The sequence below is a fragment of the Stenotrophomonas sp. KH_052 genome (assembly GCF_057838755.1).
The window spans coordinates 1,463,896-1,490,894 of sequence record NZ_CM174475.1 but is presented as its reverse complement, the minus strand read 5'-3'; the positions used below and the strand labels follow the sequence as shown (position 1 = coordinate 1,490,894).

Annotated in this window: 23 protein-coding genes; 17 read left to right on the top strand and 6 right to left on the bottom strand. The window is 66.6% G+C overall.

Features of this window, described 5'->3' with window-relative positions; genetic code table 11:
• From AC3ITW_RS06820 to AC3ITW_RS06770, 11 genes are all read left to right on the top strand, one after another.
• Window positions 1-1,191 (top strand): 1-deoxy-D-xylulose-5-phosphate reductoisomerase, encoded by a 1,191-nt coding sequence (locus tag AC3ITW_RS06820; RefSeq protein WP_448122738.1) that lies wholly within the window; start codon window positions 1-3, stop codon window positions 1,189-1,191.
• A gap of 55 nt (window positions 1,192-1,246) precedes the next feature.
• On the top strand, window positions 1,247-2,605 hold the full coding sequence (gene rseP, locus AC3ITW_RS06815) for an RIP metalloprotease RseP (protein ID WP_004151030.1): 1,359 nt from the start codon (window positions 1,247-1,249) through the stop codon (window positions 2,603-2,605).
• A gap of 74 nt (window positions 2,606-2,679) precedes the next feature.
• Entirely contained in the window at window positions 2,680-5,043 is a 2,364-nt protein-coding gene (bamA, locus tag AC3ITW_RS06810; RefSeq protein WP_489390168.1) for an outer membrane protein assembly factor BamA, read from the top strand.
• A gap of 463 nt (window positions 5,044-5,506) precedes the next feature.
• Entirely contained in the window at window positions 5,507-6,529 is a 1,023-nt protein-coding gene (gene lpxD, locus AC3ITW_RS06805; protein ID WP_004150979.1) for a UDP-3-O-(3-hydroxymyristoyl)glucosamine N-acyltransferase, read from the top strand.
• Window positions 6,526-6,984, top strand: coding sequence for a 3-hydroxyacyl-ACP dehydratase FabZ (gene fabZ, locus AC3ITW_RS06800; RefSeq protein ID WP_004150978.1), 459 nt, complete (start codon window positions 6,526-6,528; stop codon window positions 6,982-6,984). The genes lpxD and fabZ overlap by 4 nt, the downstream gene beginning before the upstream one ends.
• A 16-nt stretch (window positions 6,985-7,000) precedes the next feature.
• Window positions 7,001-7,792, top strand: coding sequence for an acyl-ACP--UDP-N-acetylglucosamine O-acyltransferase (lpxA, locus tag AC3ITW_RS06795; RefSeq protein WP_012510508.1), 792 nt, complete (start codon window positions 7,001-7,003; stop codon window positions 7,790-7,792).
• A gap of 53 nt (window positions 7,793-7,845) precedes the next feature.
• Window positions 7,846-9,048, top strand: a complete 1,203-nt coding sequence (gene lpxB / locus AC3ITW_RS06790) for a lipid-A-disaccharide synthase (protein WP_065722854.1) — start codon at window positions 7,846-7,848, stop codon at window positions 9,046-9,048.
• Entirely contained in the window at window positions 9,045-9,719 is a 675-nt protein-coding gene (gene rnhB, locus AC3ITW_RS06785; RefSeq protein ID WP_012510506.1) for a ribonuclease HII, read from the top strand. Before lpxB ends, rnhB begins: the two co-directional genes overlap by 4 nt.
• A gap of 259 nt (window positions 9,720-9,978) precedes the next feature.
• On the top strand, window positions 9,979-13,569 hold the full coding sequence (dnaE, locus tag AC3ITW_RS06780; RefSeq protein ID WP_065722410.1) for a DNA polymerase III subunit alpha: 3,591 nt from the start codon (window positions 9,979-9,981) through the stop codon (window positions 13,567-13,569).
• Between the two features lie 55 nt (window positions 13,570-13,624).
• Entirely contained in the window at window positions 13,625-14,494 is an 870-nt protein-coding gene (locus AC3ITW_RS06775; protein ID WP_004150956.1) for a hypothetical protein, read from the top strand.
• Window positions 14,495-14,607: 113 nt separating this feature from the next.
• Window positions 14,608-15,567 (top strand): acetyl-CoA carboxylase carboxyltransferase subunit alpha, encoded by a 960-nt coding sequence (locus AC3ITW_RS06770; RefSeq protein WP_012510504.1) that lies wholly within the window; start codon window positions 14,608-14,610, stop codon window positions 15,565-15,567.
• A 140-nt stretch (window positions 15,568-15,707) separates the two neighbouring features.
• Here the strand turns inward: AC3ITW_RS06770 and AC3ITW_RS06765 are convergent, their stop codons facing one another.
• Entirely contained in the window at window positions 15,708-16,163 is a 456-nt protein-coding gene (locus tag AC3ITW_RS06765; protein ID WP_012510503.1) for a CopD family protein, read from the bottom strand.
• A gap of 147 nt (window positions 16,164-16,310) precedes the next feature.
• Between AC3ITW_RS06765 and AC3ITW_RS06760 the strand changes: the two genes are divergently transcribed.
• Together AC3ITW_RS06760 and AC3ITW_RS06755 are read left to right on the top strand one after the other, a co-directional pair.
• The gene (locus tag AC3ITW_RS06760; RefSeq protein WP_100434331.1) at window positions 16,311-16,901 is read left to right on the top strand and encodes a class I SAM-dependent DNA methyltransferase; all 591 of its coding nucleotides are present in this window, start codon (window positions 16,311-16,313) and stop codon (window positions 16,899-16,901) included.
• Between the two features lie 93 nt (window positions 16,902-16,994).
• Entirely contained in the window at window positions 16,995-18,302 is a 1,308-nt protein-coding gene (locus tag AC3ITW_RS06755; protein ID WP_065722413.1) for a polyhydroxyalkanoate depolymerase, read from the top strand.
• Window positions 18,303-18,440: 138 nt separating this feature from the next.
• Here the strand turns inward: AC3ITW_RS06755 and AC3ITW_RS06750 are convergent, their stop codons facing one another.
• Window positions 18,441-19,430: a sensor domain-containing protein gene (locus AC3ITW_RS06750; protein ID WP_197583477.1), complete on the bottom strand. Its 990-nt coding sequence runs from the start codon at window positions 19,428-19,430 to the stop codon at window positions 18,441-18,443.
• Complete coding sequence (locus tag AC3ITW_RS06745; RefSeq protein WP_004150914.1) at window positions 19,427-19,792, bottom strand: PadR family transcriptional regulator; 366 nt, start codon at window positions 19,790-19,792, stop codon at window positions 19,427-19,429. The genes AC3ITW_RS06750 and AC3ITW_RS06745 overlap by 4 nt, the downstream gene beginning before the upstream one ends.
• 136 nt (window positions 19,793-19,928) lie before the next feature.
• On the opposite strand from AC3ITW_RS06745, the gene AC3ITW_RS06740 reads away from it, so the two are divergent.
• Window positions 19,929-20,831, top strand: a complete 903-nt coding sequence (locus AC3ITW_RS06740) for a peptidylprolyl isomerase (RefSeq protein WP_197583473.1) — start codon at window positions 19,929-19,931, stop codon at window positions 20,829-20,831.
• A gap of 577 nt (window positions 20,832-21,408) precedes the next feature.
• Here the strand turns inward: AC3ITW_RS06740 and AC3ITW_RS06735 are convergent.
• Window positions 21,409-22,281 (bottom strand): DMT family transporter, encoded by an 873-nt coding sequence (locus AC3ITW_RS06735; RefSeq protein WP_012510498.1) that lies wholly within the window; start codon window positions 22,279-22,281, stop codon window positions 21,409-21,411.
• Window positions 22,282-22,397: 116 nt separating this feature from the next.
• Here AC3ITW_RS06735 and AC3ITW_RS06730 point away from each other — a divergent pair, with 116 nt between their 5' ends.
• Both AC3ITW_RS06730 and AC3ITW_RS06725 read left to right on the top strand, forming a co-directional pair.
• Complete coding sequence (locus AC3ITW_RS06730; protein ID WP_004150868.1) at window positions 22,398-23,342, top strand: LysR substrate-binding domain-containing protein; 945 nt, start codon at window positions 22,398-22,400, stop codon at window positions 23,340-23,342.
• A gap of 68 nt (window positions 23,343-23,410) precedes the next feature.
• Entirely contained in the window at window positions 23,411-23,704 is a 294-nt protein-coding gene (locus AC3ITW_RS06725) for a hypothetical protein (protein ID WP_012510497.1), read from the top strand.
• Between the two features lie 112 nt (window positions 23,705-23,816).
• On the opposite strand, the gene AC3ITW_RS06720 is transcribed toward AC3ITW_RS06725, so the two are convergent.
• On the bottom strand, window positions 23,817-24,584 hold the full coding sequence (locus AC3ITW_RS06720; protein ID WP_174238320.1) for a DUF4349 domain-containing protein: 768 nt from the start codon (window positions 24,582-24,584) through the stop codon (window positions 23,817-23,819).
• 32 nt (window positions 24,585-24,616) lie between these two features.
• Entirely contained in the window at window positions 24,617-24,973 is a 357-nt protein-coding gene (locus AC3ITW_RS06715; RefSeq protein WP_004150849.1) for a GFA family protein, read from the bottom strand.
• Window positions 24,974-25,086: 113 nt separating this feature from the next.
• Between AC3ITW_RS06715 and AC3ITW_RS06710 the strand changes: the two genes are divergently transcribed.
• Window positions 25,087-26,895, top strand: a complete 1,809-nt coding sequence (locus tag AC3ITW_RS06710) for a DUF885 domain-containing protein (protein WP_046983157.1) — start codon at window positions 25,087-25,089, stop codon at window positions 26,893-26,895.
• The last annotated feature ends 104 nt before the right edge of the window (window positions 26,896-26,999 follow it).

Genomic DNA, 26,999 nt, shown 5'->3' with positions numbered 1-26,999 from the left:
ATGAATGCTGTCGCAGACCTGCGCCGGGTCGCCGTGTTCGGCGCCACCGGCTCGATCGGTGCCTCCACGCTCGACGTGATCGCCCGCCATCCGCAGCGTTACCGGGCCACCGTGCTCGCCGCCGGCCGCCAGGTGCAGGCGCTGCTGGCGCTGTGCCGGCAGCACCAGCCGGTGCATGCGGTGATCGCCGACGAATCGCTGTTTACCGAGCTGCGCGACGGCCTGCGCCAAGCCGGCCTGTCCACCGAGGCCCACGCCGGCCATGCCGCGCTGGACCAGTTGGCTGCCAGCGACGCCTGCGACACCGTGGTCGCGGCGATTGTCGGTGCCGCCGGGCTGTCCTCGACCCTGGCCGCTGCTGCAGCCGGCAAGCGCATCCTGCTGGCCAACAAGGAATCACTGGTGCTGGCCGGCGAACTGCTGACCCGTACTGCCCAGCAGGCGGGCGCCGAGATCATCCCGATCGACAGCGAGCACAGCGCGATCTTCCAGTGCCTGCGCTCGCGCGACGCCAGTGTCGATGGCGCCGGCGTGCGTCGCATTCTGCTCACTGCGTCCGGCGGTCCATTCCGCGGCCGCAGCCGCGCCGACCTCGCCGCGGTCACCCCGGCGCAGGCCATAGCCCACCCGAAGTGGTCGATGGGCCCGAAGATCTCGGTCGATTCGGCGACGTTGATGAACAAGGGCCTGGAAGTGATCGAGGCCCACCACCTGTTCGGCGTCCCCGGCGAGCGCATTGAAGTGCTGGTGCACCCGCAGAGCCTGGTCCATTCGCTGGTCGAGTTCGTTGACGGTTCGACCCTGGCCCAGATGGGCCTGCCGGACATGCGCACCACCCTGGCCGTTGGCCTCGGCTGGCCGCAGCGCATCGAATCGGGCGTGGCCGGGCTGGACCTGCTGGCGCAGGGCCGGCTCGATTTCGAGGCCCCGGATACCGAGGCCTTCCCGTGCCTGGCGCTGGCCTGGCAGGCCATGCAGGCCGGCGGCACCGCCCCGGCCGTGCTGAACGCCGCCAATGAAGAGGCGGTTTCAGCGTTTCTTCAGGGCCGGATCGGTTTCCTGACCATTCCGGAACTGGTTGCTAACGCTCTTTCAACACTGCCGACCCAAGCAGCCGATACACTTGAGGTTCTGTTGTCCGCCGACCAGCGGGCACGCCAGCTCACCCTGAACACCATCGCCGCCGCCTGAACGAACGCCTCGCCCAGCATGACGACGCCGCCCCTGCCCGCCAATGTGAGCCTGCATGACTGATTTCATCGGATCGGTCTGGTGGATGATTGTCAGCCTCGGGCTGCTGGTCACCTTCCACGAATTCGGGCATTACTGGATCGGCCGCCTGTGCGGGGTCAAGGTGCTGCGCTTCTCGGTCGGCTTCGGGCGCCCGCTGTGGTCGCGTCGCGACAAGCACGGCACCGAGTTCGCCATTGCCGCCATCCCGCTGGGTGGCTACGTGAAGTTCCTCGACGAACGCGAGGTGGAGGTCCATCCGCACGAACGCGGCCAGGCTTTCAACCACAAGACGGTCTGGCAGCGCATCGCCATTGTCGCGGCCGGACCGATCGCCAACCTGCTGCTGTGCATCCTGCTGCTGTGGGCGATGTTCGTGATCGGCAAGCAGGACTACTCGCCGACCATCGGCCGCGTCAGCGGCATCGCTGCCACAGCCGGCCTCGGCAGTGGTGACCGTGTGCTGCGCGTGGACGAGCGCCAGGTGGTGACCCTGGGCGAGGCCAGCATGGCGCTGACCGCTGCGGCAATGGACCGCCGTGACGTGAAGCTGGAAGTGCTGGACCCGGCGGACCAGGTGCGCGTGCGCACCCTTCCGCTGTCGCAGCTGCCAGCCGGTTTCGATGAACGACGGGTGCCGATCCTGGCGGGCCTGTACTGGCAGTCGTGGCTGCAGCCGGCGCTGGTGGAGTCGCTGACCCCGGATTCGGTCGTCAGCGGACAACTGCAACCGGGCGACCTGATCGTGGCCATCGACGGCCAGCGCATCGACGGCGCCGACCAGGTGATCGGTGAGATCCAGGCGCTCGGGCGTGCTGGCGGCCCGGGCATGATCGAGGTCCTGCGTGGCGGCGAGCGCCTGGCGCTGGAAGTCACGCCACGCAAGGGCCAGGACGCCAAGGGCGACCCCACCTGGCAGATCGGCGTTCAGTTCCCGACCAAATTCAGCCCGCCCTACGACACCCTGCTGCGCTACGGCCCGTTGGACTCGGTCACCGTCGCGGTACGTGAAACCGGCCGCCTGGCGGCCGATTCGCTCGGCATGATGGGCCGCATCGTCACCGGCAAAGCCTCGCTGCAGAACGTTTCCGGGCCGGTCACCATCGCCCGCGTGGCCAATGTCTCGGCCAAGCGAGGCCTCGACTGGTTCCTGCAGTTCCTTGCCCTGCTGTCGCTCAGCCTGTGCATCATCAACCTGCTGCCGATCCCGATCTTGGACGGCGGCCACCTGCTGTATTACCTTATCGAGTTGGTCAAGGGCAGCCCGCTGAGCGAGCGTGCCATCGCCGCCGGCCAATACATCGGCTTGGCGTTGCTGGCCGGGCTGATGGGGTTGGCGTTCTACAACGACATCCTCGGCCTGGTCCCGCGATGAACTTTTCCACGTTGTTGCCGTCTACAGCGTCGGCATCCCGCACCAATGAAATCGACCTTCCTACCGGACGTGACATGACGCGACTCCCCAATCGCCGCCTGCTGGCCCTCGCCCTCGCCGCCGTCACCGGCGCCCCCGGCCTTGCCCAGGCAGCCGAGCCCTTCACTGTCAGCGACATCCGCGTCGATGGCCTGCAGCGCATCAGCTCGGGCACGGTGTTCACCTACCTGCCGGTGGAACGTGGCGAGACGGTCACTGACAACAAGGTCGGCGAGACCATCCGCGCCCTGTACAAGACCGGCTTCTTCGAAGACGTGCAGCTGGATCGCCAGGGCAGCATCCTGGTGGTGACCGTCAAGGAACGCCCGGCGATCAACAAGCTGACCGTGACCGGCAACAAGGACATCAAGTCCGAGCAGCTGCTCAAGGGCCTGTCCGACATCGGCCTGACCGAGGGTGGCACTTTCGACCGCCTGAGCCTGGACCGCGTGACCCAGGAACTGCGCCGCCAGTACAACGACCGTGGCAAGTACACCGTCGAGATCACCCCGACGGTCAGCCCGCTGGACCGCAACCGCGTGGACATCGCGATCGCCATCAAGGAAGGCAAGGCGGCCAAGATCCGCCACGTCAACCTGGTCGGCACCGAGAAGTTCGAGAGCAAGGACATCCTGGAAACCTGGGAGTCCAAGGAGCACAACTGGGCGTCGTGGTACCGCCGTGACGACCAGTACTCCAAGGAAAAGCTGTCCGGCGATCTGGAAAAGCTCAACTCCTGGTACCTGGACCGCGGCTACGTCGACTTCAGCATCGACTCGACCCAGGTGTCGATCAGCCCCGACAAGCGCGACATGTTCCTCACCGCCGGCGTGACCGAAGGTGCGCAGTACAAGATCTCCGAGATCAAGGTCAGCGGCGACACCATCCTCCCGCAGGAGGACGTCGAGCGCATGGTGATCCAGAAGTCCGGCGACACGTTCTCGCGTGCGCTGCTGGAATTCAGCTCGGACACCATCACCAACTCGCTGTCCAACATCGGCTACGCCTTCGCCAAGGTGAACCCGATTCCGACCACCAACCGCCCCGAGCAGACCGTCGCCATCAACATGCAGGTCGTTCCCGGCCCGCGCGTGTCGGTGCGCCGCATCCTGTTCCGCGGCAATACCCGTACGTCCGACGAAGTGATGCGTCGCGAAATGCGCCAGTTCGAGAACAGCTGGTACTCGCAGGCCGCGATCGACCGCTCCAAGATCCGCCTGCAGCGCCTGGGCTACTTCGAGTCGGTGGACGTGGAAACCCCCGCCGTCAGCGGCAGCAACGACCAGGTCGACGTCGTCTACAACGTCAAGGAAACCACCTCGGGCAGCTTCGTGTTCGGCCTGGGCTATTCGCAGTCCTACGGCATGACCACCTCGGTGCAGCTGTCGCAGAACAACTTCCTCGGCGGCGGCAACCGCGTGTCGGTCGAAGCCTCGCGCAGCAGCTACCTGCAGCGCTATGGCTTCAGCTACACCAATCCGTACTTCACCGATGACGGCGTCTCGCTGGGCTACAACCTGTCCTGGCGCGAACTGGACTACTCCGACTTCAACACCGCGCAGTACAACAGCACCAACGGTTCGGCACAGGTGGTGTTCGGCGTGCCGATCACCGAGACCGACACCGTCTCGCTGATGTTCGGCATCGACAGCAACCAGATCACCACCTACCAGAACTCCACCCCGCAGTCGATCATCGACTACATCAACGTACTGGGCAGCAAGACCTTCCATGCCTGGCGCACGGAGCTGGGCTGGGCACGCGACTCGCGCAACGACTACTTCATGCCGACCCGCGGTACCTACCAGCGCGTTGGCCTGGAAACGACGCTGCCGGGCTCGACCATCGAGTACTACAAGCTGAACTACCAGATCAGCAAGTACTGGCCGATCATGCCGTCGCTGGTCATCAACACCCGCGCCGAAGTCGGTTACGGCGACAGCTATGGCAGCGACAAGACCGCGATGGTGCCGGACAAGGATGGCAACCTGCGTTCGGTCACTGCATCGGGCCTGCCGTTCTACGAGAACTTCTACGCCGGTGGTACCAACTCAGTGCGCGGCTTCGAGGACAACACCCTCGGCCCGCGCGAAGTCACCGCCGGTTATCCGGAAGGCCAGCCGCTGGGTGGTTCGCTGAAGACCGTCGGTTCGGTCGAAGCCTACTTCCCGCGCCTGTTCGACAGCCCGTCGGCACGCGTGTCGGCCTTCGTCGACTTCGGCAACGTCTACACCGGCGTGGACAACTTCAAGGCCAACGAACTGCGCGTGTCCACCGGTGTGGCCCTGCTGTGGCGCGCCCCGGTCGGCCCGATCTCGATCAGCTACGCCTTCCCGCTGAAGAAGGAAGACGGCGACAAGGTCGAGCGGCTGCAATTCACGTTCGGTGGCCAGTTCTGAGGAACGTCGTTCCTCAGAACTGATCCACCTCCGGTGAATTGCCCGCGCATTTCACCTATCCCCCGCGCCGCTGGCGCGCCCCCCTTAACAGAAGGGGGGCTCTCCACCAGACGGGATGCGAAGCGCCGGGCATTGCCCGGCGTTTTCGTTGATGCAGATGTCACTGCAGGGGACAGGCTTTTGGCCGCGCTCGCAGGAAACTGACCAGAGGCGGCGGGTGGCCCTGGACAGGACCGTTGGCGCCATGGGCCCGAGGCATGCCTCGGGCGGGTTGGGCAGGACGCCCAACCCCGGTCTTGCCGTGTGCGCAGGACAGCGCACACGAGCAAGGCGCCATCGAGCACCATGGAGGGGCTTTTGCGTGTCCTGGCCAGGGCCACCCGCCGCCTCCCGCTCGTACCAGGCAGGCGCCAAGCCTTCGCCCCCGCATGACCGCAATGGCGTCACACGTTAAACTCCCGCCGTGAATACTCCCACCTACACCGCCCAGCAACTCGCCGAGCAGTTCGGCCTGCAGGTCCATGGCGACCCCGCCACCGCCATCCATGGCGTGGCCACCCTCGCCCATGCCGGCCCAGGCCAGCTGACCTTCCTCGCCAACCCGCGCTACCGCGCGCAGCTGGCCGACAGCCACGCCTCGCTGGTGGTGCTGCGTGCCGAAGACGCCGAGGCCGCCCCCGGCGCCGCGCTCGTGGCCAAGGACCCGTACACCACCTTCGCCAAGATCGCAGCACTGTTCGACATCGCGCCGACGCGCCCGCCGGGCATCCATCCCAGCGCCGTCATCGATCCCAGCGCCCAGGTCGCGGCCAGCGCGCATATCGGTCCGTTCGTCTCCATCGGCGCACGCAGCGTGGTCGGCGAGAACTGCATCATCGGCACCGGCAGCGTGATCGGCGAAGACTGCAGCCTGGACACCGGCTGTGAACTGATTGCCCGGGTTACCCTGGTGACCCGGGTCAAGCTCGGCAAGCGCGTGCGCGTGCACCCCGGTGCCGTGCTCGGCGCCGATGGCTTCGGCCTGGCGATGGACGCCGGCAAGTGGATCAAGGTGCCGCAGCTCGGTGGCGTCCGCATCGGCGACGATTGCGAAATCGGCGCCAACACCTGCGTCGACCGTGGCGCGCTGGAAGACACCGTGCTGGACGAGGACGTGCGCCTCGACAACCTGGTGCAGATCGCGCACAACGTGCAGATCGGCGCGCACTCGGCCATCGCCGGCTGCACCGGCATCGCCGGCAGCGCCAAGATCGGCCGCTACTGCCTGCTCGGCGGCCACGTCGGTGTGGTCGGCCACCTCGAGATCTGCGACAAGGTCGTGATCACCGGCAAGTCCGTGGTCCGCAACTCCATCCATGAGCCGGGCGAGTATTCGTCCGGTACCCCGTTGACCGATAACCGCACGTGGCGCAAGAACGCCGCGCGCTTCAAGCAGCTGGACGCATTGGCTCGCCGCGTCCTGGCTGCTGGCAAGGAGAAAGAATGAACGACACGCTGCAGCTTCCGATCGACGTCTGCCAGATCCAGGAACTGCTCCCGCACCGTTACCCGTTCCTGCTGGTCGACCGGGTGCTTGAGCTCGACATCGAGGCCAAGCGCATCCTGGCGCAGAAGAACGTGAGCATCAACGAGCCCTTCTTCCAGGGCCATTTCCCGGGCCGCCCGATCATGCCCGGCGTGCTGATCATCGAAGCGCTGGCCCAGGCCGGTGGCGTGATGACCCAGCTCACGCTCGGCCGCGACTCGCAGTCCAAGCTGTTCTACATGGTCAAGGTGGAAAACGCCCGCTTCAACAAGCAGGTCGTCCCCGGCGACGTGCTGCTGCTGGATGTGCAGATGAAGCGCTTGATCCGCAACATGGGCTGGTACTACGGCGAAGCCAAGGTCAACGGTGAAGTCGTTGCCTCGGCCGAAGTCATGTGTGCCGGCGCCAAGGGCTGATCCACTGGAGGCAGGAATGACTGACAACGCACCCCGGATCCACCCGACTGCCGTCATCGATCCGGCCGCGCGCCTGGCCGATGACGTTCAGGTGGGCGCCTTCACCCTGATCGGTGCCGATGTGGAAATCGGCGCCGGTACGGTGGTCGGCCCCCATTGCAGCATCCACGGCCCGACCCGGATCGGCCGCGACAACCGCTTCGTCGGCCACGCCGCGATCGGTGGCGAACCGCAGGACAAGAAGTTTGCCGGCGAGCGCACCGAACTGGTGATCGGCGACCGCAACGTGTTCCGTGAGTTCGTGACCGTGAACCGCGGCACCGGCGGTGGCGGTGGCATCACCACCATCGGCAACGACAACTGGATGCTGGCCTACACGCATGTGGCGCACGATTGCCATGTCGGCAACTTCTGCGTGTTCTCCAACAACACCACCCTGGCCGGCCACGTGACCGTGGGCGACTACGTGATCATCAGCGGCTTCGCCGGTGCCCACCAGTTCTGCCGCATCGGCGCGCATGCCTTCCTCGGCATGGGCGCGCTGACCAACGGTGACGTACCGCCGTTCACCATGGTCGGCACCGACTCGCTGGGCCGCCCGCGTGGCATCAACAGCGAAGGGCTGAAGCGCCGTGGCTTCGATGCCGAGCGCATCTCCGCCATCAAGCGTGCCTACCGCACCCTGTACGTGGCCGGCCTGCCGCTGGCCGAGGCCAAGCAGCAGCTGACCGAGCAGGCGCGCGGCAGCGATGACGTGAAGGCCATGCTGGACTTCATCGAGCATGCCGAGAGGCCGTTGCTGCGATGAGCAGCGCGACCGGCCAGGCGCCGGCCGGCGCCGCCGTGATCCCGCTGGCCTCGATGGCCGGCAGCGTCCCTGCGCAGCGGGTGCTCAGCGAGCGCCCACTGCGGATCGCCCTCGTCGCCGGTGAAGCCTCCGGCGACCTGCTCGGTGCAGGCCTGGTGCGTGAACTGAAGGCGCGCTTCCCGAATGCCGAGTTCGCCGGCATCGGCGGCGATGCCATGCGCAGCGCCGGCTGCCAGACCTGGCACGATGCCAGCGAACTGGCGGTGATGGGCCTGACCGAAGTGCTGCGCCACCTGCCACGCCTGCTGAAGCTGCGCTCGGCGTTCCGCCAGCGCGCGCTGGAATGGCAGCCGGACGTGTTCATCGGTATCGACGCCCCTGACTTCAACCTCGGTATCGAGCGCTGGCTGAAGCAGCGTGGTGTGCGCACCGTGCATTACGTCAGCCCATCGGTCTGGGCCTGGCGCGAGAAGCGCGCCGAGAAGATCGGCAGCAGTGCCGACCTGGTGCTGTGCCTGTTCCCGATGGAACCGCCGATCTATGCCAAGCACGGCGTCGACGCGCGCTTCGTCGGTCATCCGATGGCCGATGACATTCCGCTGCAGGGCAACCGTGAGGAAGCCCGGGCCGCGCTAGGCCTGCCGACCTCGGCCAAGGTGCTGGCGGTGCTGCCGGGCAGCCGCCTGGGTGAAATCTCGCGGCTGGGTGAACCCTTCTTCGAGGCCGCCTGGCAGGTCTCCGAGCGCATCCCGGGCCTGCATGTGGTGGTGCCTGCCGCCAACCCGGCCTGCAAGCGCCTGATCGAAGAGCAGCTGTCACGCTCGGCGTTGCCGGTGGCGTACTCGCATGTGCTCGACGGCCAGGCCCGCAACGCGATGATTGCCGCCGATGTGGTGGTGCTGGCCTCCGGCACCGCGACCCTGGAGGCAATGCTGGTGAAACGGCCGATGGTGGTCGGTTACCGCGTCAACGAGCTGACCTACCGGCTGGTCAAGGCGCTGGGCCTGATCAAGGTGGACCGTTTCGCACTGCCCAACATCCTGGCTGGCCAGGACCTGGCGCCGGAACTGATGCAGCACGACTGCACGCCGGACAAGCTGGCCGCTGCCGTCCAGCAGTGGTTCGACCACCCGCAGCGGGTGACCGACCTGCAGGGCACCTATGCCCGGCTGCATGAGCGCCTGCGCCGCAATGCCTCGGCCCGCGCCGCCGACGCCGTCGGCGAACTGCTGATGCGCGAGCAGGACCGGGCATGAGCCGCCGCCACGCCGCAGCGGCCAGCCTGGCGCTGTTCGACGGCAACGCGGTGATCGAGCCGGAGCGCCTGGTCGCCGGCGTCGACGAAGCCGGCCGCGGCCCGCTGGCCGGGCCGGTAGCGGTGGCGGCGGTGGTGTTCGACCCGGCGCGGCCACGCATCAATGGCCTGGACGATTCCAAGCAGCTGACCGCGGCCCGTCGCGAGCAGCTGCATGACCGCATCATCGAACGGGCGCTGGCCTGGCACGTGGTGCTGGTGGACGTGGACACCATCGACCGCCTGAACATCTACCAGGCGACCCTGCAGGGCATGCGCGACGTGGTCGCGGCCGTAGCCCATGTGGCGGGCTTCGCCCGCATCGATGGCAACGTGGTGCCGAAGGGCCTGGTGCTGCCGGCACAGGCGCTGGTCGGAGGCGACGGCATCGACCGCGCGATCATGGCGGCCTCGATCCTGGCCAAGGTCTCGCGCGACCGTTACATGCTGGACGTGCACTCCCGCCACCCGCAATACGGCTTCGAGCAGCACAAGGGCTACGGCACCCCGGCCCACCTGGCCGCCCTGCGCGAGCACGGTCCCTGCGTGGAGCACCGGCGCAGCTTCGCCCCGGTGCGCGAGTGCCTGGAAGCGCCGCCGGCTGCGGCTGACATCGCCATCGCGATCGCCTGAACAATGGCCGCCGGGCATGGCCCGGCGCTACCACGGCAACGTGGACGCACCCGGCGACCGGGAATCCGCGTACTCGGCAATATGAACGCATCCGATAGCGCCGGACCATGCCCGGCGGCATGCGCGCAATCGCCGTACCGTCAAGCCTTGTCGCCACCCCCTGCCCTCGCTACCCTGACCGGGCACTCCAGCGCTTCCCGACCCCGGCGACGATTCCCCCGTCAGCACCCGGGGCCCGCGCGCTCCAACCTGGTCCGGCATGTCCAACTCCCGCTTCGTACATCTCCACGTCCACACCGAGTTCTCGCTGGCGGACTCGACCATCCGTGTGCCGGCCAAACCCGATCAGGCCGACCCGAAGAAGGCCAAGCAGGCCAACCTGCTGTCGCGCTCGGTCGAGCTTGGCCTGCCCGCACTGGCGGTGACCGACCTCAACAACCTGTTCGCTCTGGTCAAGTTCTACAAGGCGGCCGAAGGCGTGGGCATCAAGCCGATCGCCGGCGCCGACGTGCTGATCGCCGAGGAAGGCCAGGACCCGTGGCGGATGACCCTGCTGTGCCGCGACCGTGAGGGCTACCTGAGCCTGTCGCGGCTGCTGACCCGCGCCTGGATGGAAGGCCACCGCCCCGAAGGCGGCGTGGCCATCCACCCGGACTGGCTAAAGGCCGGCAACGCCAACCTGTTCGCACTCGCTGGCCGGCAGAGCCTGGCCGGGCGCCTGGCGCTGGACGGTAAGCATGAACTGGCCGAGCAGCAGCTGGCCGACTGGCAACGCGTGTTCGGCGACGGCCTGCACCTGGAGCTGACCCGCACCGGCCGCGAGGGCGAAGAAACCTTCAACCAGTTCGCGCTGATGGCCGCAGGCCAGCGTGGCCTGCCAGTGGTGGCCAGCAACGACGTACGCTTCCTGTCGCCGACGGATTTCAGCGCGCACGAAGCGCGCGTGTGCATTTCCACCGGCCGCGTGCTGGACGATCCCAAGCGCCCGCGCGAGTACAGCGACCAGCAGTACCTGAAGTCGGCCGAGGAGATGTGCGCGCTGTTCGCCGACATCCCCGATGCGATCGACAACACGCTGGCGCTGGCCGAACGCTGCAACATCGAGATGCGGCTGGGTACCTACTTCCTGCCCAACTACCCGGTGCCCGACGACGAGACCCTGGACACCTGGATCCAGAAGATGTCGCGCGACGGCCTGGAAGAGCGCCTGGAGAAGAATCCGCTGGCGCCGGGCAAGACCCGCGAGGAGTACTTCGAGCGCCTGGAGTTCGAGCTCAACACCATCATCAAGATGGGCTTCCCGGGTTACTTCCTGATCGTTGCCGACTTCATCCAGTGGGGCAAGAACCAGGGCATCCCGATCGGCCCGGGCCGTGGTTCGGGTGCCGGCTCGCTGGTGGCATGGGCGCTGAAGATCACCGACCTGGACCCGCTGCCGTACAACCTGCTGTTCGAGCGGTTCCTGAACCCGGAACGCGTGTCGATGCCCGACTTCGACATCGACTTCTGCATGGACCGCCGCGACGAGGTGATCGACTACGTTGCGCGCAAGTACGGGCGCGAGCGCGTCAGCCAGATCATCACCTACGGCACCATGGCCGCAAAGGCAGTGGTGCGTGACTCCGGCCGCGTGCTCGGTTTCCCGTACGGTCTGGTCGACGGCGTCTCCAAGCTGATCCCGAACATCCTCGGCATCCACCTGAAGGATGCGCTGGGCAAGGGCAAGGAAGGCCCGAGCTCGGAAATGGCCTCGGCCGAACTGATCCAGCGCTACGAGACCGAGGACGACGTCCGCGACCTGATCGACCTGGCACTGCAGCTGGAAGACCTGACCCGCAACGCCGGCAAGCATGCCGGTGGCGTGGTGATCGGGCCCGAGCCGCTGAGCGAGTTCTGCCCGCTGTACGCCGAACACGACGAGAACGGGCTCGGCAAGAACCCGGTCACCCAGTTCGACAAGAACGACGTGGAAGAAGTCGGGCTGGTGAAGTTCGACTTCCTGGGCCTGCGCACGCTGACCATCATCGATTGGGCGGTGAAGGCGATCAACAAGCGCCATGAGCGCGCCGGCATTCCGCCGGTGGACATCGCCGCGATCCCGCTGGACGACACGCCCACCTACAAGGACATCTTCGCCAACGGCAATACCGGCGCGGTATTCCAGTTCGAATCCTCGGGCATGCGGCGCCTGCTGAAGGACGCGCGCCCTGACCGGTTCGAAGACCTGATCGCGCTGGTGTCGCTGTACCGCCCCGGCCCGATGGACCTGATTCCTTCCTTCAACGCGCGTAAGCACGGCCAGGAAGAAATCATCTATCCCGATCCGCGTACCGAAGCGATCCTGAAGGACACCTACGGCATCATGGTGTACCAGGAGCAGGTGATGCAGATGGCGCAGATCGTCGGCGGCTACTCGCTGGGCGGCGCCGACCTGCTGCGCCGCGCGATGGGCAAGAAGGTGCCGGCCGAAATGGCCAAGCACCGCGAGATCTTCCGCGAAGGTGCGGCCAAGGACGGTGTGGACGAAGCCAAGGCCGATGCGATCTTCGACCTGATGGAGAAGTTCGCCGGCTACGGCTTCAACAAGTCGCACGCCGCCGCCTACGCGCTGGTCAGTTACCAGACCGCCTGGCTCAAGCGTCATTACCCGGCCGAGTTCATGGCGGCCACGCTGTCCTCGGACCTGGACAACACCGAGAAGGTGGTGGGCTTCCTGGACGAGGTGCGCAACCTCGGCCTGACCGTGCTGCCGCCGAAGGTGAACCACTCGGCCTTCATGTTCGAAGCGGTTACCCCGGACACCATCCAGTACGGCCTGGGCGCGATCAAGGGCGTCGGCCAGGGTGCCTGCGAGGCGGTGGTGGACGAACGCCTGAAGGGCGGCGACTACAAGGACCTGCTCGACTTCTGCACCCGCGTCGGTTCGGCCAAGCTCAACCGGCGCACGCTGGAGGCGATGATCAACTGCGGCGCGCTGGACGAGCTGGGCCACAACCGCGCCTCGTTGATGCTGCAGCTGCCGGAAGTGATCAAGGCCACCGAGCAGATGGCGCGCGAGCGTGCCTCCGGCCAGAATTCGCTGTTCGGCGGCCCCGACCCAAGCACGGTGACCATCCAGCTGGACCTTCCCGAAGCCGAGGAATGGCCGCTGCTGCAGCGCCTCAATGGCGAGCGCGACACGCTGGGCTTCTACCTCAGCGGGCATCCGTTCGACCCGTGGCGCGACGACGTGCGCGACCTGGTCGGTACTGACCTGGGTTCGGTGGAAAAGATCTGGAGCGCCAACAGCGGTGGCGGTGGCGGCGGCGAGAAGCGCTGGCGACCGGAGGTGCAGACGGTGCTGGCCGGCCAGGTGGTCGGCGTGCGCCGCAAGGGTGAGAGCCAGATCTTCATCCAGCTCGAAGATGGTCGCGGTCGCGTCGAGTGCAGCGCGTTCTCCGACGCGATGGCCGAGTTCGGCCACCTGATGACCAAGGACCGCATCCTGGTGGTCAAGGGCGGCCTGCGCGAGGACGAATTCAACGGTGGTTTCGCATTGCGCATCCGCCAGTGCTGGGACTTTGACGAAGTCTGCGCCAACTACGCCACGAGGTTGTCGCTGCGCCTGGACCTGCGCCAGCAGCGCCCGGTCTGGGAACGCATCGATGCGCTGCTCGACCGCCATCGCCCCGGCCGCACGCCACTGCGCCTGGACCTGCTGCTGAAGGGCCCGCATGGCGGTGTTGCCGGCATGCTCGATGTCTCCGGACAGAGTGCGGTACGCATCGATTCCAAGCTGATGGAGGCGCTGCGCGCCGACCCGGCCGTGCGCACGCTGAAGGTGCGCTATAGCCCGCCGTGGGCCAGCTGAGGCTGGCTCCCTCGTGTTCCTGTTCCTCCGTTCCAAGTATCAAGGACGATTGCCGATGAAGACCCTGCTGTTCCCGTTCGCCGCTGCGCTCGCGCTGGCCGCCTGCTCCCCGTCGAAGATCGAGTTCCAGATCGACAACCCGACCGACACGCCGCTGGCAGTGAGCATCGATGGCAAGGACCTGCCGGTGGCTGCACAGGGCTCGCGCCCGATTTCGCTGGCCGTCGGCGAGCATCGCCTGCACACCGAAAAGCTCGGCGACGTGCGCTTCATCGTCTACACCGACGGTCGTGGCGGGCTGATCAACCCGACCCTGAGCGAGTACGTGGTCGCCCGCGAGATCTATGTCACCGACGAGAGCAAGCTGAAGAACTTCGGCACCGGCAAGGCCGGCATCGAGCTGGGCGGCGTCGACTTCGAAGGCCCGTTCGAGAAGAGCCACGCGCTGTTCATCGACAAGACCTGGACCTACGGCGTGCGCGAACCGTTCCCCAAGGAAAAGGTGGTCGCCCACGTCGATTCCAGCGGCGGCCAGATCGTGGCCAAGGTGTTCACCGCGCCGGACTTCATCGCCTACGTGGAAGAAGGCATGGGCGAGCCCGGCGCATTCAAGCGCGAGCAGCCGGCCGGCTACGTGGCGCCGGCGTTCAGCCTGGAACCGGCCCCGGCCAGCCTGCCGGCGCTGGTGCCAGCCTTCGAGGCGCATGCCGCGCCGCTGCGTGAGGTCTATGCGCGCTGGCTGAAGGCCACCACCGCCGATGAACAGAGAGCCCTGCGCAAGCAGGACTTCGCCGCGCAGATGGCCTTCACCTCGGCCACCGCCACGCTGGGCAGCGGGCTGGGCCGTGAGGCCAACGAGGCCTACAACGACTTCGTTTCCCAGCGCAGCCAGCTGATGGGCCGCAGCGCCCTGGTGGTGCCCTGAGTTGACTGGCGCCCCCCGCCCGGCTGCGTTACCGTCGCCTTCCAGACGAAGGCGTACGGGTGCTTTGCACGCATTCGGCTAGAATTCCCCTCTTCTTTACACGACGGCTTCCGATGAATCCGAACTACCTCGACTTCGAGCAACCCATCGCCGACCTGGAAGCCAAGATCCAGGAACTGCGCAACGCCAGTGCCGGGCCGGCGGTCAATGTCGAGGCGGAAGTGCACGCGCTGCAGGACAAGCTGCGCCTGCGCACCGCGCAGATCTTCCGTAACCTGACCTCGTGGCAGGTACTGCAGCTGGCCCGTCACCCGTCGCGCCCGTACACCGCCGACTACCTCCGCGTGATGTTCGATGAGTTCCAGGAGCTGGCCGGCGACCGTGCCTTCGCCGACGACAAGGCCATCATGGGCGGCCTGGCCCGCATCAACGGCCGTTCGGTGATGGTGATCGGCCACCAGAAGGGCCGCGACACCAAGGAAAAGATCAAGCGCAACTTCGGCATGCCCAAGCCGGAGGGCTACCGCAAGGCGCTGCGCCTGATGAAGATGGCCGAGCGCTTCGGCCTGCCGGTGCTGACCCTGATCGACACCGCCGGCGCCTGGCCGGGCATCGACGCCGAGTCGCGTGGCCAGTCCGAAGCGATCGCGCGCAACCTGATCGAGATGGCTGAGCTGAAGGTGCCGATCATCTGCACCGTGATCGGCGAAGGCGGCTCCGGCGGCGCGCTTGCGCTGGGCGTGGGTGACCGCACCGTGATGCTGGAATATGCGGTCTACTCGACCATCACCCCGGAAGGTTGCGCCTCGATCCTGTGGAAGGACGCCGGCAAGGCTAAGGACGCAGCCGAGCAGCTGGGCCTGACTGCCCCGCGCCTGAAGAGCCTGGGCCTGGTCGACAAGGTCGTGCGCGAGCCGACCGGTGGCGCCCACCGCAACCCGACGCAGATGGCCAAACGCCTGAAGGCGGTGCTGCTGAACGAACTGGACGCGCTGGAAAAGCTGTCCACCGAGCAGCTGCTGGAGCAGCGCTACACCCGCCTGCGCAGCTACGGCACGTACGAAGCGGCATAAGCCCGGTAGTGCCGGCCGCTGGCCGGCAACACGCAGGTGATTGCAGAAATGAAAGAGCCGGGCAGATGCCCGGCTCTTTCGTTTGCACCCTGACAGCATCCACGCATGGCGTCGATCTACCGGGTGCAGATGACCCCGCCTCAGAACGGCTTGGCCAGCACCAGCCACACGATCGGGATGAAGGCCAGCAGCGGGATCTCGTTGATCCAGCGCAGCGCGCGCGACGACGGCAGCGCCCTGCCCTTGGCCACGCCCTTGAGCAGGCGCCCGATCCAGATGAAGTACGCCAGCAGCACGACCACCAGGCCCAGCTTGGCGTGCAACCAACCGGCACCGCCCGCGGCGACCATGGTCGGGAAATCCGGGATGACCTTGTAGCCCAGCCACAGCACCAGACCCAGCAGGAATGCCAACCCGAACATCGAGTGGCCGAAGCGGTACAGGCGCAGGCCCATCAGCTGCAGGCGCTCGGTCACCGCCGGCTGGCCAGCGGTCTCGGCCAGGTTCACCAGGATGCGCGGCAGATAGAACACCGTCGCCATCCACGCCACCACGAACACGATGTGGAAGGTCTTGACCCAGTAGTAACTCTGCATGCGCTCGCTCCGGCGGCTGGCGTAGGTTGGCGGCCATTCTCGCATGCCGTGGCCGGGCCACCCCACGCGCCAGCGCCGCGACACATCGACGCATGGCACGCCGCAACGCCGTACGATAAGCGCCGTTTTCACCACTGCGACCGCCCCATGGACAAGACCTACGACGCCGCCTACTTCCAACGCTGGTACCGCAGCGCCGACATCGGCGGCAGCGCTCGGCTGGCGCGCAAGGTTGCCCTGGCCGTGGCCAGCGCCGAGTACTACCTGGAACGGCCGATCCGCAGTGTGCTGGACATCGGATGTGGCGAAGGCGCCTGGCGCGCACCGCTGCTGAAGCTGCGTCCGAAGGTCGAATACCTCGGGTTCGACAGCAGCGAGTACGCTGTGCGCCGCTACGGCCGGACCCGCAACCTGCACTTGGCCAGCTTCGGTGATTTCGCCTGGCTGCGGCCCTGTGCCCCGGTCGACCTGCTGATCTGCTCGGACGTGATGCACTACGTACCCAATCGCGAACTGCGCGCAGGCCTGGCCGGCGTGGCTGAACTGACCGCGGGCGTGGCCTTCCTGGAGACCTTCGCGGCCGAGGATGCGTTCGAAGGCGACCACGATGGCTTCCAGGCCCGCCCGGCGCGCTGGTACCGGCGTGAACTGGCCCGGCAGGGCCTGCAGCCGGTAGGGTCGCATTGCTGGCTCGGCCCCGCTCTGGCAGGCGATGCGGCGGCGCTGGAGCGGATGTGAATCCGGATTCATTATTTTCAGCCAACTTAACCTGCGGGACACCCGGATGGGATATGCTGCGCGGCAACATATGACCATACATATTCGGTCGGCATGCTCTATCAACTGCACGAACTGACCCGCAACCTGCTCGCCCCCTGGGTGCACCAGGCCCAGGCCAACGCCAAGTTCTTCGCCACCCCGGGCCACTGGTGGTCGCAGATGCCCGGTGCCGATCGACTGGCGGCCGTCAATGAGCTGTTCCATCGCATCGGCAAGGATTACGAGAAGCCCGAATGGGGCATCAACGAAATCGATGTCGAAGGCGAGCGCGTGCCGATCGTCGTGCACGAGGAAGTGAGCAAGCCGTTCTGCAAGCTGCTGCGCTTCAAGCGCCACAGCAATGAAGCCGACCAGCTGCACACCATGCTCAACCAGCCGTTCGTGCTGGTGGTGGCGCCGCTGTCCGGCCACCACGCCACGCTGCTGCGCGACACCGTGCGCACCCTGCTGCGCGACCACCGCGTGTATGTGACCGACTGGGTCGACGCGCGCATGGTGCCGGCCAGCGAGGGCGAGTTCGGCCTCGACGACTACATCGCCTACATCCAGGAGTTCATCCGCCACCTCGGCGTCGAGCGCCTGCATGTGGTGAGCGTGTGCCAGCCGACGGTGCCGGTGCTGGCGGCGGTTTCGCTGATGGCCAGCCGTGGTGAACCGACACCGCGCACGCTGGTGATGATGGGTGGCCCGATCGATGCGCGCTGCAGCCCGACCGCCGTCAACAACCTGGCCACGCAGAACCCGCTGTCGTGGTTCGAGAACAACGTCATCCACACCGTGCCGGCCAGCTATCCCGGTGCCGGCCGTCGCGTGTACCCGGGCTTCCTGCAGCACGCCGGCTTCCTGTCGATGAATCCCAGCCGCCACTTCAGCTCGCACTGGGATTTCTACACCGACCTGGTCAAGGGCGATCTCGAAGACGCCGACGCTCATCGCAACTTCTATGATGAGTACAACGCCGTGCTGGACATGCCGGCCAAGTACTACCTGGATACCATCCGCGTGGTGTTCCAGGACTTCCTGCTGCCGCGTGGCGAGTGGGTGGTCAACGGCGAAAAGGTCGATCCGTCGGCGATCCGCGATACCGCACTGTTGAGCATCGAAGGCGAGCTGGACGACATCGCCGGCCTCGGCCAGACCGAAGCGGCGCAGGCGCTGTGCACTGGCATCGGCGCGGACCGTCGCGAGCATTTCATCGTTGAAGGCGCCGGCCACTACGGCATCTTCAGCGGCCGTCGCTGGCGCGAAGTGGTGTACCCGAAGGTGCGCGATTTCTTCGCCGCGCATGCCGAAGCACCGGCGGCGAAGGCCTCAAAGAAGAAGAGCAACGTCACCCCGTTGCGCCGAAAGGCGGGGTAAACCGCCCGTGGTGGGTGCCGACCTTGGTCGGCGCTCCCGGGGTCGGATCCCTTTCCAGCGGAAAGGGCTCTGACCCCAGCACGATCGAATCCGGGGTCAGAGCCCTGTTCTGCGAACAGGGATCCGACCCCTGACCGCTTACAACCGCACCAGCAGGTTCTTGGCGATCAGCCCATGCAGCTTGCCGATGCCGCGTGCCAGATGCAGGGTCAGCACCAGCAGCAGCGCCCCCACTGCGGCAACCGCGATCGCCACCAGCGGCGAGGCCGCCATCGGCAGCACGTTCACGTCGTTGATGTACACGCCGGGGATGTCGCCACTGAAGATCGCTGCGACCGGTGCCCAGATCAGGCTCAGCGACAGCGACAGCAGCGTCACCGCGATGGTGAAGTAGATGATGCCCAGCGGCAGCATCAGCACGAAGTACAGCAGCGTCAGCCAGGTGCGGCCATCGGTGAACATGTCGCCAATGCGCTGCAGCCAGCTGCGGCTGCGGTCGGTGTACTGCGGCCGGCGCGGCATGCGTTCGCCCAGCAGCGCTTCCACCAGGCGCCCTTCCAGCAACGCCAGCCCGCGCACCGAACCGAAGAACAGCACCGTCAACGGAATGCCGATGATCAGGATCATCAGACCCAGCGACAGCGACAGTCCGGTGACCACCCAGGTGAAGAAGAAGGTGCCGGTGGCCAGCGACAGCAGCATGTAGAACAGCGCACCATAGGTATGCGGATCGGCCAGCACGCCGAAGAAACGCGCCAGCAGCGAGCGCTGCACCGGCGTCGGCGGCGGCGCGGCAGGCTCCACACCGCTCGCTTGCGCGGCCGCACGCAGCATCGGCGCGGTATCCGCACGCGGTGAGCGCAACGCACGGTTCACGGTCACCTCGGTCTCGCGGTAGATCTCGGCCACTTCGTCCGGCGCGCCATAGCTGCCGGCGACGTCGGCGATCACCTCGGTTTCACTGCGCCCGGGCTGCGCTGCCAGCTCCGAGCGCAGATACTCCTCGGCGTCGTACAGCGCGTCCTGCACCATCGCCGGGTCGGCGCCTTCCAGCGCCGCGCGCAGCTGCGCCAGATACTGCGGAATGGTGGTCGGCAGGGCACTGCCTGCCAGGCTCGGGTCGTTCATTGTGGTACCCCCTCCAACACGGAATCGACGGAATCGCGGGTGGCCTGCCAGGCCTGGCGCCATTGCGCCAACACCTCGCGGCCACGTTCATTGATGCGGTAGTAGCGTCGCGGCGGCCCGCTGCTGGACGGCTCCACATGACTTTCCAGCAGGCCAGCGCCCTCCAGATTGCGCAGCACCGGGTACAGCGCGCTCTGCTTGCCGCTCAGCACGCCCTCACCCACCCGCTCCAGTTCCTTGGCAATCAAGTACCCGTACAGCGGCTCCCCGGCCCGGGCCAGCACCGCCAGCAGGGCCAGCGACACCGTTCCGGCGCTGAGCTCCTTCTGGAACTTCTTCAGGTGGACATCGTCCTCGGACATGACCGGCCCTCCACTACGTTGAAGTCCACAGTAGTGCGAAGTTCGGTATAGCGAATGTGTCGTTAGTCACTCTGCCGGTTGGCGTGGCGGAACGGCTCGCGCAGAATCAGACCCTCGTTCATGTTCCGGGGTTCCCATGCCGCACCGTCGTCGCCTTGCCCTGACCGCCCTTGCCCTGTCCTGCCTGCTGCCCGCCCTGGCCAGCGCGGCCACGCCGTACCGCAGCCCGCAGCAGATACTCGATGCGTCGGCAACCAGCGACTGGCGCACCCCGGACCCGGCCAACCTGCTGTACATGGATCTGCCGGCCGGACGGGTGATCATCGAGCTGGCGCCGCAGTTCGCCCCGCGCCATGTCGCCAACATCCAGACCTTCGCCCACGAGCACTTCTGGGACGGCACCAGCATCTACCGTTCGCAGGACAACTTCGTGGTGCAGTTCGGCGATGCCGACGCCGATGACGCGGCCAAGGCAAAGCCGTTCGGCAGTGCCGCGCGCAAGCTGCCGGCCGAGTTCGAGCGCGCCAGCGCTGGCCTGAAGGTCAGCGTGCTGCCGGACCGTGATGGCTGGGCGGCGCAGACCGGTTTCGTCGACGGCTTCCCGGTCGGCCAGGACCCACAGGCCGGCAAGGCCTGGCTGGCGCACTGCTACGGCATGCTCGGCGCTGGCCGCAGCAACGAGGAAGACAGCAGCATCGGCGCAGAACTGTACGTGGTGACCGGCCAGTCACCGCGTCAGCTGGACCGCAACATCACCCTGGTCGGTCGCGTGCTGAAGGGCATGGAACTGCTCAGCGCAACGCCGCGCGGACCGGCGCCGATGGGTTTCTATGCCGACCCGAAGCTGCGTACGCCGATCGTGTCGATCCGCCGTGCCAGCGATGTGCCGGTGGCCGAGCGCACGCCGATCCAGGTACTGCGTACTGATTCAAAGACGTTCGCCGATACGGTCGAAGCGCGACGCAATCGTGTGGACGATTTCTACAAGCGCCCGGCGGGGCATATCGATCTTTGCAATATTCCGGTACCGGTGAAGTAACGCCGTCGCGGGTTCTGCGCGTGGCGCGTGCTGAAGGTGCTTCACTGTTCATGGGCGTTGCTTTTCTTTGTACGCAAAGAAAAGTAACCAAAAGAAACGTTCCGCCAGCCGCGAGCCGATGCTGCGCACCGGTGCCCTGTGCTCCTCGGCCCGTCGAGGGACGGCGCGGGAACTCGCTGCGCTCAGACACCCGCGCCTCTTCGCCCTCGCCGGACCTGCGGTGCTCGGCTCGCTCAAGGCGGACCCAACGTCCAAGGCGACCGCATCATTCGCCGTGCATGGTCCGGCACTGTCGCTGCCCGCACTCGCGGCTGTGGCCTTTGATCTGGGTCCGCCTTGAGTGAGCCGAGCATCGCAGGGGAATCAGGGGCGAAGAGGTGCCGATGTCTGAGCGTAGCGAGTTCGGCACCGTCCCCTGATTCACCGAGAAGCGCAGGGGACCGACGTGCGAAGCACGGCGGCTCGCGACTTGGCGGCGCGTTTCTTTTGGTTACTTTTCTTTTCGCGCGAAAAGAAAAGTGACGCCCATGAACGATGAAGCACCTTCAGCACGCGCCACGCGCAAAACGCCAACGCATCAGCCCTTCTGACTTACCGCCACACTCCCCAGAATCAACGCACCGGCAATCAACATCTGCACCGTCACCGCTTCACCCAGGAACAGCCAGGCGAACGCTGCGCCGAACAACGGCACCAGATAGGTCACCGTCGATGCACGCGACGGGCCGATGCGGCCGATCAGGCGATAGAACATCAGGAAGGCGAATCCGGTGCAGACCACACCCAACGCGATCGCCGCGCCCCAGGCCTTGCCCGGGATCGGCCCCTGCGGCAGATGGGTGAGCGCCATCGGCAGCACCCACAGCGAGGCGCACGACAGCGTGGCGGCCGCCGCAGCAGCCGAGGGCAACCCGGTCATGTGCCGCTTCACCAGGTTCACGCCCATACCGTACAACAGCGAAGCGGCCGCGCCGGCCAGCACCGCCGTGCCGATGCTCAGGCCGGAGATCTTGGCCGTGGCCAACACCACTACGCCGGCAAAACCAACCAGCAGCGCACCCGCACGCCGCGCGCCGATCTTCTCGCCAAAGAACAGGAAGGCGATCAACGCAGCGAACAGCACCGTCATCGCATTGCAGATCGCGCCGATCGCTGCCGGTGCACGTTCGGCTGCGTAGGCGAACAGCACGAACGGCAATGCCGAATTGACCAGGCCGATCGGTGCCAGCCACAGCCAGCGCCGCGGCGGAAACTGCGCCCGCGCTTGCCACAGGAATGGCAGCAGCACCAGCGCGCCCAGTCCCAAACGCATCTCGACCAGCGCAAAGGGGCCGAACGACGGCACTGCCACCCGCATGAACAGGAACGAGCAGCCCCAGATGGCGCCCAGCAGGGTCAGTTCCAGCGGTGTGCGCCAGTCACGTTCGGCCGTCTGTGGCACCGCATTCATATCCGTTCTCCAACCATCACTGCATTCCTCGTCCGGCCTCACAGGATCGGCCGCAGACGACCGCCACACAAGCGCGTAGTATCGCTGCCAGCCACAAATATGGTTTGAGGCTCGACATGTTGCTACGTCCTTCCCTGCTGCCGGCACTGGCCGTGTTCGCGGTCGCCGCGCGCCATCAGAACTTCGCCCAGGCCGCGCAGGAGCTGCACCTGACCGCCAGTGCGGTCAGCCACCACGTGCGCAGGCTGGAAGAGGTGCTGGAGACCCGGCTGTTCCTGCGTCATGCGCGAGGCGTCCGCCTCACCGCCGAGGGACGGCAGCTGGCCGATGCCGCCAGTGCGGCCTTCGCTGATGTGGCTGCGGTCGCCCATCATCTGCAGCCTGACGCCGACAGCGTGCCGCTGCGGATCACCACGCTGCGCTCGTTGTCATACTGCTGGCTGCTGCCACGGCTGCCGCGCTTCACCCAGGCCCATCCGCACATACGCATCGAGCTGCACACCGGCAGCGGCCTGGACCGCTACGACGACAACGGGCCGGAGGTCGGCATCCGTTACGGCCTTGGCCAATGGCCCGGCCTGCATGCGCAGCATCTGATGGACGACAACCTGTTCCCGGTCGCCTCACCGGCGCTGGCCGGGGTCGAAACGCTGCAGGACCCGGCACGCATCGCCGAGCTGCCGCTGCTCAGTGATCTGTCACCGCAGGGTTGGCGCGACTGGTTCCGCCACGCCGGCGTACGCCCGCCCTCGCCGATGCCGCCGATGCACACCTTCGCCGACAGCACCGATGCGATGCGTGCGGCGGTGTACGGCATGGGCGCGGTACTGGCCCGCACGCATGTCGCACAGCCCTATCTGCAACGCTATGAGCTGCTGCGCCTGCCTGGCCCGGCGTTGAAGGCGCGCTATGCCTACTACGTGGTGCATGCCGAAGGACAAGCGCCGAGCCCGGCCGCGCGCCTGTTCATCGACTGGTTGCTGGAACAGGCCCAGGACGAACGCACGCCGATCCCAGCGCTGCCGGACAGCCTGCTGGGGCGCATGCCTACAGCCGGCTGACCGTGCCCTCACCCGGTCTTTGCCCGCGGCCGGCTAGGCTGCAGGCAACCCCACACCGTACCTACGCCATGGCCATGCTGCGACTGCGCATCACCGGAACCGAAGACGACGCCCGCGCGATCAGCGACCTGCTGCTCGGCCTGGATGGCATCGAACATGTCGAGGAAACCGACGACCTGATGCCGCACATGGACGACGACGATTCCAGTTCGGCCGGGCTGTCTGATGACATCGGCCCGGGCACCCACGAACTGGAGGTGGAAGTGGGCAACGAGAGCACCGCGCAGAAGGTGCGCGATGCAGTGCAGGAGCTTGCGCTGGAGCTTGATGTGTTCGTCGAGTACGAGACCGACGAGGGCTGAGGGCTCGCCGGGCATGGCCCGGCGCTACCCGATGCTCGAAGCACCCCGGTAACGCCGGGCCATGCGCCGTCTGTTCCGGTAGCGCCGGGCCATGCCCGGCGAACACGTGCGATTACGGCTTGCGACGGCGGCGACGCCACCACGCCCGCACACCCCAGGCCGCGATCAACGCCAGCACCGCTACCGGCAACAACGCGGCGGCAGCGCGGATCAGGAACGCAATGCTGGTGCTGAGGATGCTGCCCGATTCGCTCAGCGCTTCGCCGATCTCGCTGCGGCTGCGCTGGCCCGAGGTGGTATCGAAGTGCATCGTGACCAGCTGGGTATCGATGCGCCGGCGTTGCTGCGCCGAATCCTTGTTGGCCTGTTCGACGCCCGCTTCGATCTCCGACAGGCGCGTGGTGATCGCCATCAGGTCCTCGATCTTCAGGTCCTTGCGATCCTGGTAGGACAGCAGCCGCGCGTGTTCCTTCTCCAACCGCGCCTTGGTCAGTGCGGTGTCGGCGACCTGCTGCGCGAGATCTTCGGCGCGCGTGTTACGCGACTGCAGCGTGCCACCCTCACCGGCCATCGCGATCAGGGGCTCGGTGCCCTTCGGCGCGATGCGTACCTTGACCTCACCGCTGGGCTGCTCGCCACTGCGCTGGTCGACCTGCAGCACCGCGCAGTCACCGAACTTCGCGCTCTGGCAGGCCTGCGCCACCTGCTGGATGCGCACAGCGATCTGCGCCGCTTCCAGCTGGATCTGCACGTCATGCTCGTAGGCCAGGAACGCACCTTCCGGCGAAGCAACAGCAGCATCGGCAGCAGCGGCACCCGCCTCCTGCGCCCTCTCGCCGTTCTTGGCACAGGCCGCCAGCGCCAGCAGCAGCACCGGCATTGCCACCACACGCGTCCACGCCCGCAGCGGCCTCACAGTGCAGCTCCGTCGTAGGACATCACCGCCAGCGTGGCCAGGTCTACCTGCGGTACGCAGCGCACGTTCACCGCCACCATCGGCGTGCCGGTGTGCGGGTCCACCGCTTCGCTGTAGGGAGCAACGCCGCACTCGCGGCAGTGGTGATGATCGATGTGGGCTTTGTTGAAGTGGTAGGTGGCCACGTCCGCGGGATTGGTGCTCAGCTGGAACGCCTCGCGCGGGGCAAACCACAGCAGGCTGCCGCGGCGACGGCACATCGAGCAGTTGCAGTCGATGACGTCGCTGATCGGCGCCTCGGCCTGTACGGTGAATGCGATCCTGCCGCAATGGCAGCTTCCCTGGTATTCCATGTCCTGCGCTCCGCTGGAGGGTCCTTGTCAGTGCCCATGGTAATCCTATGGCACGGGGACAAAGCAGCCCCGGAGGCCTATGCTCGGGAATTGACCCCAGTACAGGAACGCCGATGCGCCCGCATCTTCTTGCCCTCGCCCTGGTCGCCGCCCTGGCCGGTTGCCAGCCGGCCGACGCCCCGACCAACGGTTCCACCCCGGCCGCCAGCCAGCAGGCCGGTGACGCGGCGGTTGATGCCGCCTTCGCCGACCTGTCCAAGCGCGCCCTGGACACCTGGATGCAGCTCTCGCCGGTCAGCGCCACCCAGATCGGTGACCACCGCTACGACAGCGAGATCGACGACCTGAGCGCCGCCGGCCAGCAGAAGACCCTGGCCGCCTACAAGGCGCTGCTGGGCGAGCTGGACAAGATCGAGGTGGCCAAGCTCGGCCGCGAAAACCAGGTGGACGCGGCGATCCTGCGCAACCAGCTGCAGTCGGAGATCTGGAATGCCGAGGTCATGCAGTCCGGCAAGTGGGACCCGCAGCTGTACAACGGCGTGGCCGGCAGCGCGATCTACGGCCTGATGGCCCGTGAGTTCGCACCGCTGCCCGAGCGCCTGAAGTCGGCCACCGCGCGCATGGAGAAGCTGCCGGCGATCTTCGCCCAGGCCCGCGAGAACCTGGATCCGGCCCGCGTGCCGAAGATCCATGCCGAGACGGTGGCCAAGCAGAACAAGGGCATCCTCAGCATCGTCGATACCTTCATCACCCCGCACATCGGCGAACTGCCGCAGGCCGACCAGCAGCGCCTGCAGGCCGCCATCGATGGCCTGAAGAAGGCCGTGGACGAGCAGCAGACCTGGCTGGACAAGACCCTGGTGCCGAACGCCAAGGGCGACTTCCGCATCGGTGCGGAAAAGTACGACCAGAAGCTGAAGTTCGCGCTGAACTCGTCGCTGTCGCGCCAGGAGATCGGCGAGCGAGCACGCGCCGAACTCAAGCGCGTGCGCGAAGACATGTACGGCATCGCGCAGACCGTGCTGAAGGACAAGCCCGGCGCACCGGAAATGCCGGCACAGCCGACCGACGAGCAGCAGCAGAAGGCGATCGAGGCCGCGCTGGAACTGGCCTACGCCGACAAGCCGGCGCGCGACAAGGTCGTGGACGATGCCAAGGCCGCGCTGGACCAGTCCACCGCGTTCGTGCGCGAGCACGACCTGATGACCCTGCCCGACGCGCCGGTGGACATCATCCTGATGCCGGAATTCCAGCGCGGCGTGGCCGTGGCCTACTGCGATTCGCCCGGCCCGCTGGACAAGAACCTGAAGACCTTCTACGCCGTCTCGCCGATTCCGGAGGACTGGAACGACAAGCAGGTCGACTCGTTCCTGCGTGAGTACAACTCGCGCATGATTCACCTGCTCAGCATCCACGAAGGCACCCCGGGGCACTACCTGGAAGGCTGGCATTCGGCCAAGTTCCCCTCCACCCTGCGTGCAGTGCTGCGTTCGGGCCTGTTCGCCGAAGGCTGGGCGGTCTACACCGAGCGGATGATGCAGGAGCAGGGTTACCTCAACAACGACCCGCTGTTCCACCTGGTGCAGCTGAAGTTCTACCTGCGCACGATCTCCAACGCGATCCTCGACCAGGGCGTGCATGTGGACAACTGGGATCGCGAAAAGGCGATGCACCTGATGACCCACGACGCCTTCCAGCAGGAGAGCGAAGCCTCGGGCAAGTGGGTGCGCGCGCAGCTGACCTCGGCACAGCTGCCGACCTACTTCGTCGGTGCGCAGGAACACTTCGACACCCGCAAGGCGATGCAGGACAAGCTGGGCGACAAGTTCAACCTCAAGGCCTATCACGACCAGATGCTGTCCTACGGCGCCCCGCCGGTGCGCTTCGCACGCCAGCTGATGCTGGACCAGCCGATCGAGTGATCGCGCCGGTGTGAGCGGAAGCAGAACGGCCCGGGGAAACCCGGGCCGTTTTCTGTTCGGCGTCCCGGGATGGACCCATCCACGCATGGCGTGGATCTACTACC

Excerpts from the sequence above, each read along its gene's own strand:
- AC3ITW_RS06820 (WP_448122738.1), top strand. The coding sequence starts at position 1 with ATGAATGCTGTCGCAGACCTGCGCCGGGTCGCCGTGTTCGGCGCCACC.
- rseP (WP_004151030.1), top strand. The coding sequence starts at position 1,247 with ATGACTGATTTCATCGGATCGGTCTGGTGGATGATTGTCAGCCTCGGG.
- bamA (WP_489390168.1), top strand. The coding sequence starts at position 2,680 with ATGACGCGACTCCCCAATCGCCGCCTGCTGGCCCTCGCCCTCGCCGCC.
- fabZ (WP_004150978.1), top strand. The coding sequence starts at position 6,526 with ATGAACGACACGCTGCAGCTTCCGATCGACGTCTGCCAGATCCAGGAA.
- lpxA (WP_012510508.1), top strand. The coding sequence starts at position 7,001 with ATGACTGACAACGCACCCCGGATCCACCCGACTGCCGTCATCGATCCG.
- lpxB (WP_065722854.1), top strand. The coding sequence starts at position 7,846 with ATGGCCGGCAGCGTCCCTGCGCAGCGGGTGCTCAGCGAGCGCCCACTG.
- rnhB (WP_012510506.1), top strand. The coding sequence starts at position 9,045 with ATGAGCCGCCGCCACGCCGCAGCGGCCAGCCTGGCGCTGTTCGACGGC.
- dnaE (WP_065722410.1), top strand. The coding sequence starts at position 9,979 with ATGTCCAACTCCCGCTTCGTACATCTCCACGTCCACACCGAGTTCTCG.
- AC3ITW_RS06775 (WP_004150956.1), top strand. The coding sequence starts at position 13,625 with ATGAAGACCCTGCTGTTCCCGTTCGCCGCTGCGCTCGCGCTGGCCGCC.
- AC3ITW_RS06770 (WP_012510504.1), top strand. The coding sequence starts at position 14,608 with ATGAATCCGAACTACCTCGACTTCGAGCAACCCATCGCCGACCTGGAA.
- AC3ITW_RS06765 (WP_012510503.1), bottom strand. The coding sequence starts at position 16,163 with ATGCAGAGTTACTACTGGGTCAAGACCTTCCACATCGTGTTCGTGGTG.
- AC3ITW_RS06760 (WP_100434331.1), top strand. The coding sequence starts at position 16,311 with ATGGACAAGACCTACGACGCCGCCTACTTCCAACGCTGGTACCGCAGC.
- AC3ITW_RS06755 (WP_065722413.1), top strand. The coding sequence starts at position 16,995 with ATGCTCTATCAACTGCACGAACTGACCCGCAACCTGCTCGCCCCCTGG.
- AC3ITW_RS06750 (WP_197583477.1), bottom strand. The coding sequence starts at position 19,430 with ATGAACGACCCGAGCCTGGCAGGCAGTGCCCTGCCGACCACCATTCCG.
- AC3ITW_RS06745 (WP_004150914.1), bottom strand. The coding sequence starts at position 19,792 with ATGTCCGAGGACGATGTCCACCTGAAGAAGTTCCAGAAGGAGCTCAGC.
- AC3ITW_RS06740 (WP_197583473.1), top strand. The coding sequence starts at position 19,929 with ATGCCGCACCGTCGTCGCCTTGCCCTGACCGCCCTTGCCCTGTCCTGC.
- AC3ITW_RS06735 (WP_012510498.1), bottom strand. The coding sequence starts at position 22,281 with ATGAATGCGGTGCCACAGACGGCCGAACGTGACTGGCGCACACCGCTG.
- AC3ITW_RS06730 (WP_004150868.1), top strand. The coding sequence starts at position 22,398 with ATGTTGCTACGTCCTTCCCTGCTGCCGGCACTGGCCGTGTTCGCGGTC.
- AC3ITW_RS06725 (WP_012510497.1), top strand. The coding sequence starts at position 23,411 with ATGGCCATGCTGCGACTGCGCATCACCGGAACCGAAGACGACGCCCGC.
- AC3ITW_RS06720 (WP_174238320.1), bottom strand. The coding sequence starts at position 24,584 with ATGCCGGTGCTGCTGCTGGCGCTGGCGGCCTGTGCCAAGAACGGCGAG.
- AC3ITW_RS06715 (WP_004150849.1), bottom strand. The coding sequence starts at position 24,973 with ATGGAATACCAGGGAAGCTGCCATTGCGGCAGGATCGCATTCACCGTA.
- AC3ITW_RS06710 (WP_046983157.1), top strand. The coding sequence starts at position 25,087 with ATGCGCCCGCATCTTCTTGCCCTCGCCCTGGTCGCCGCCCTGGCCGGT.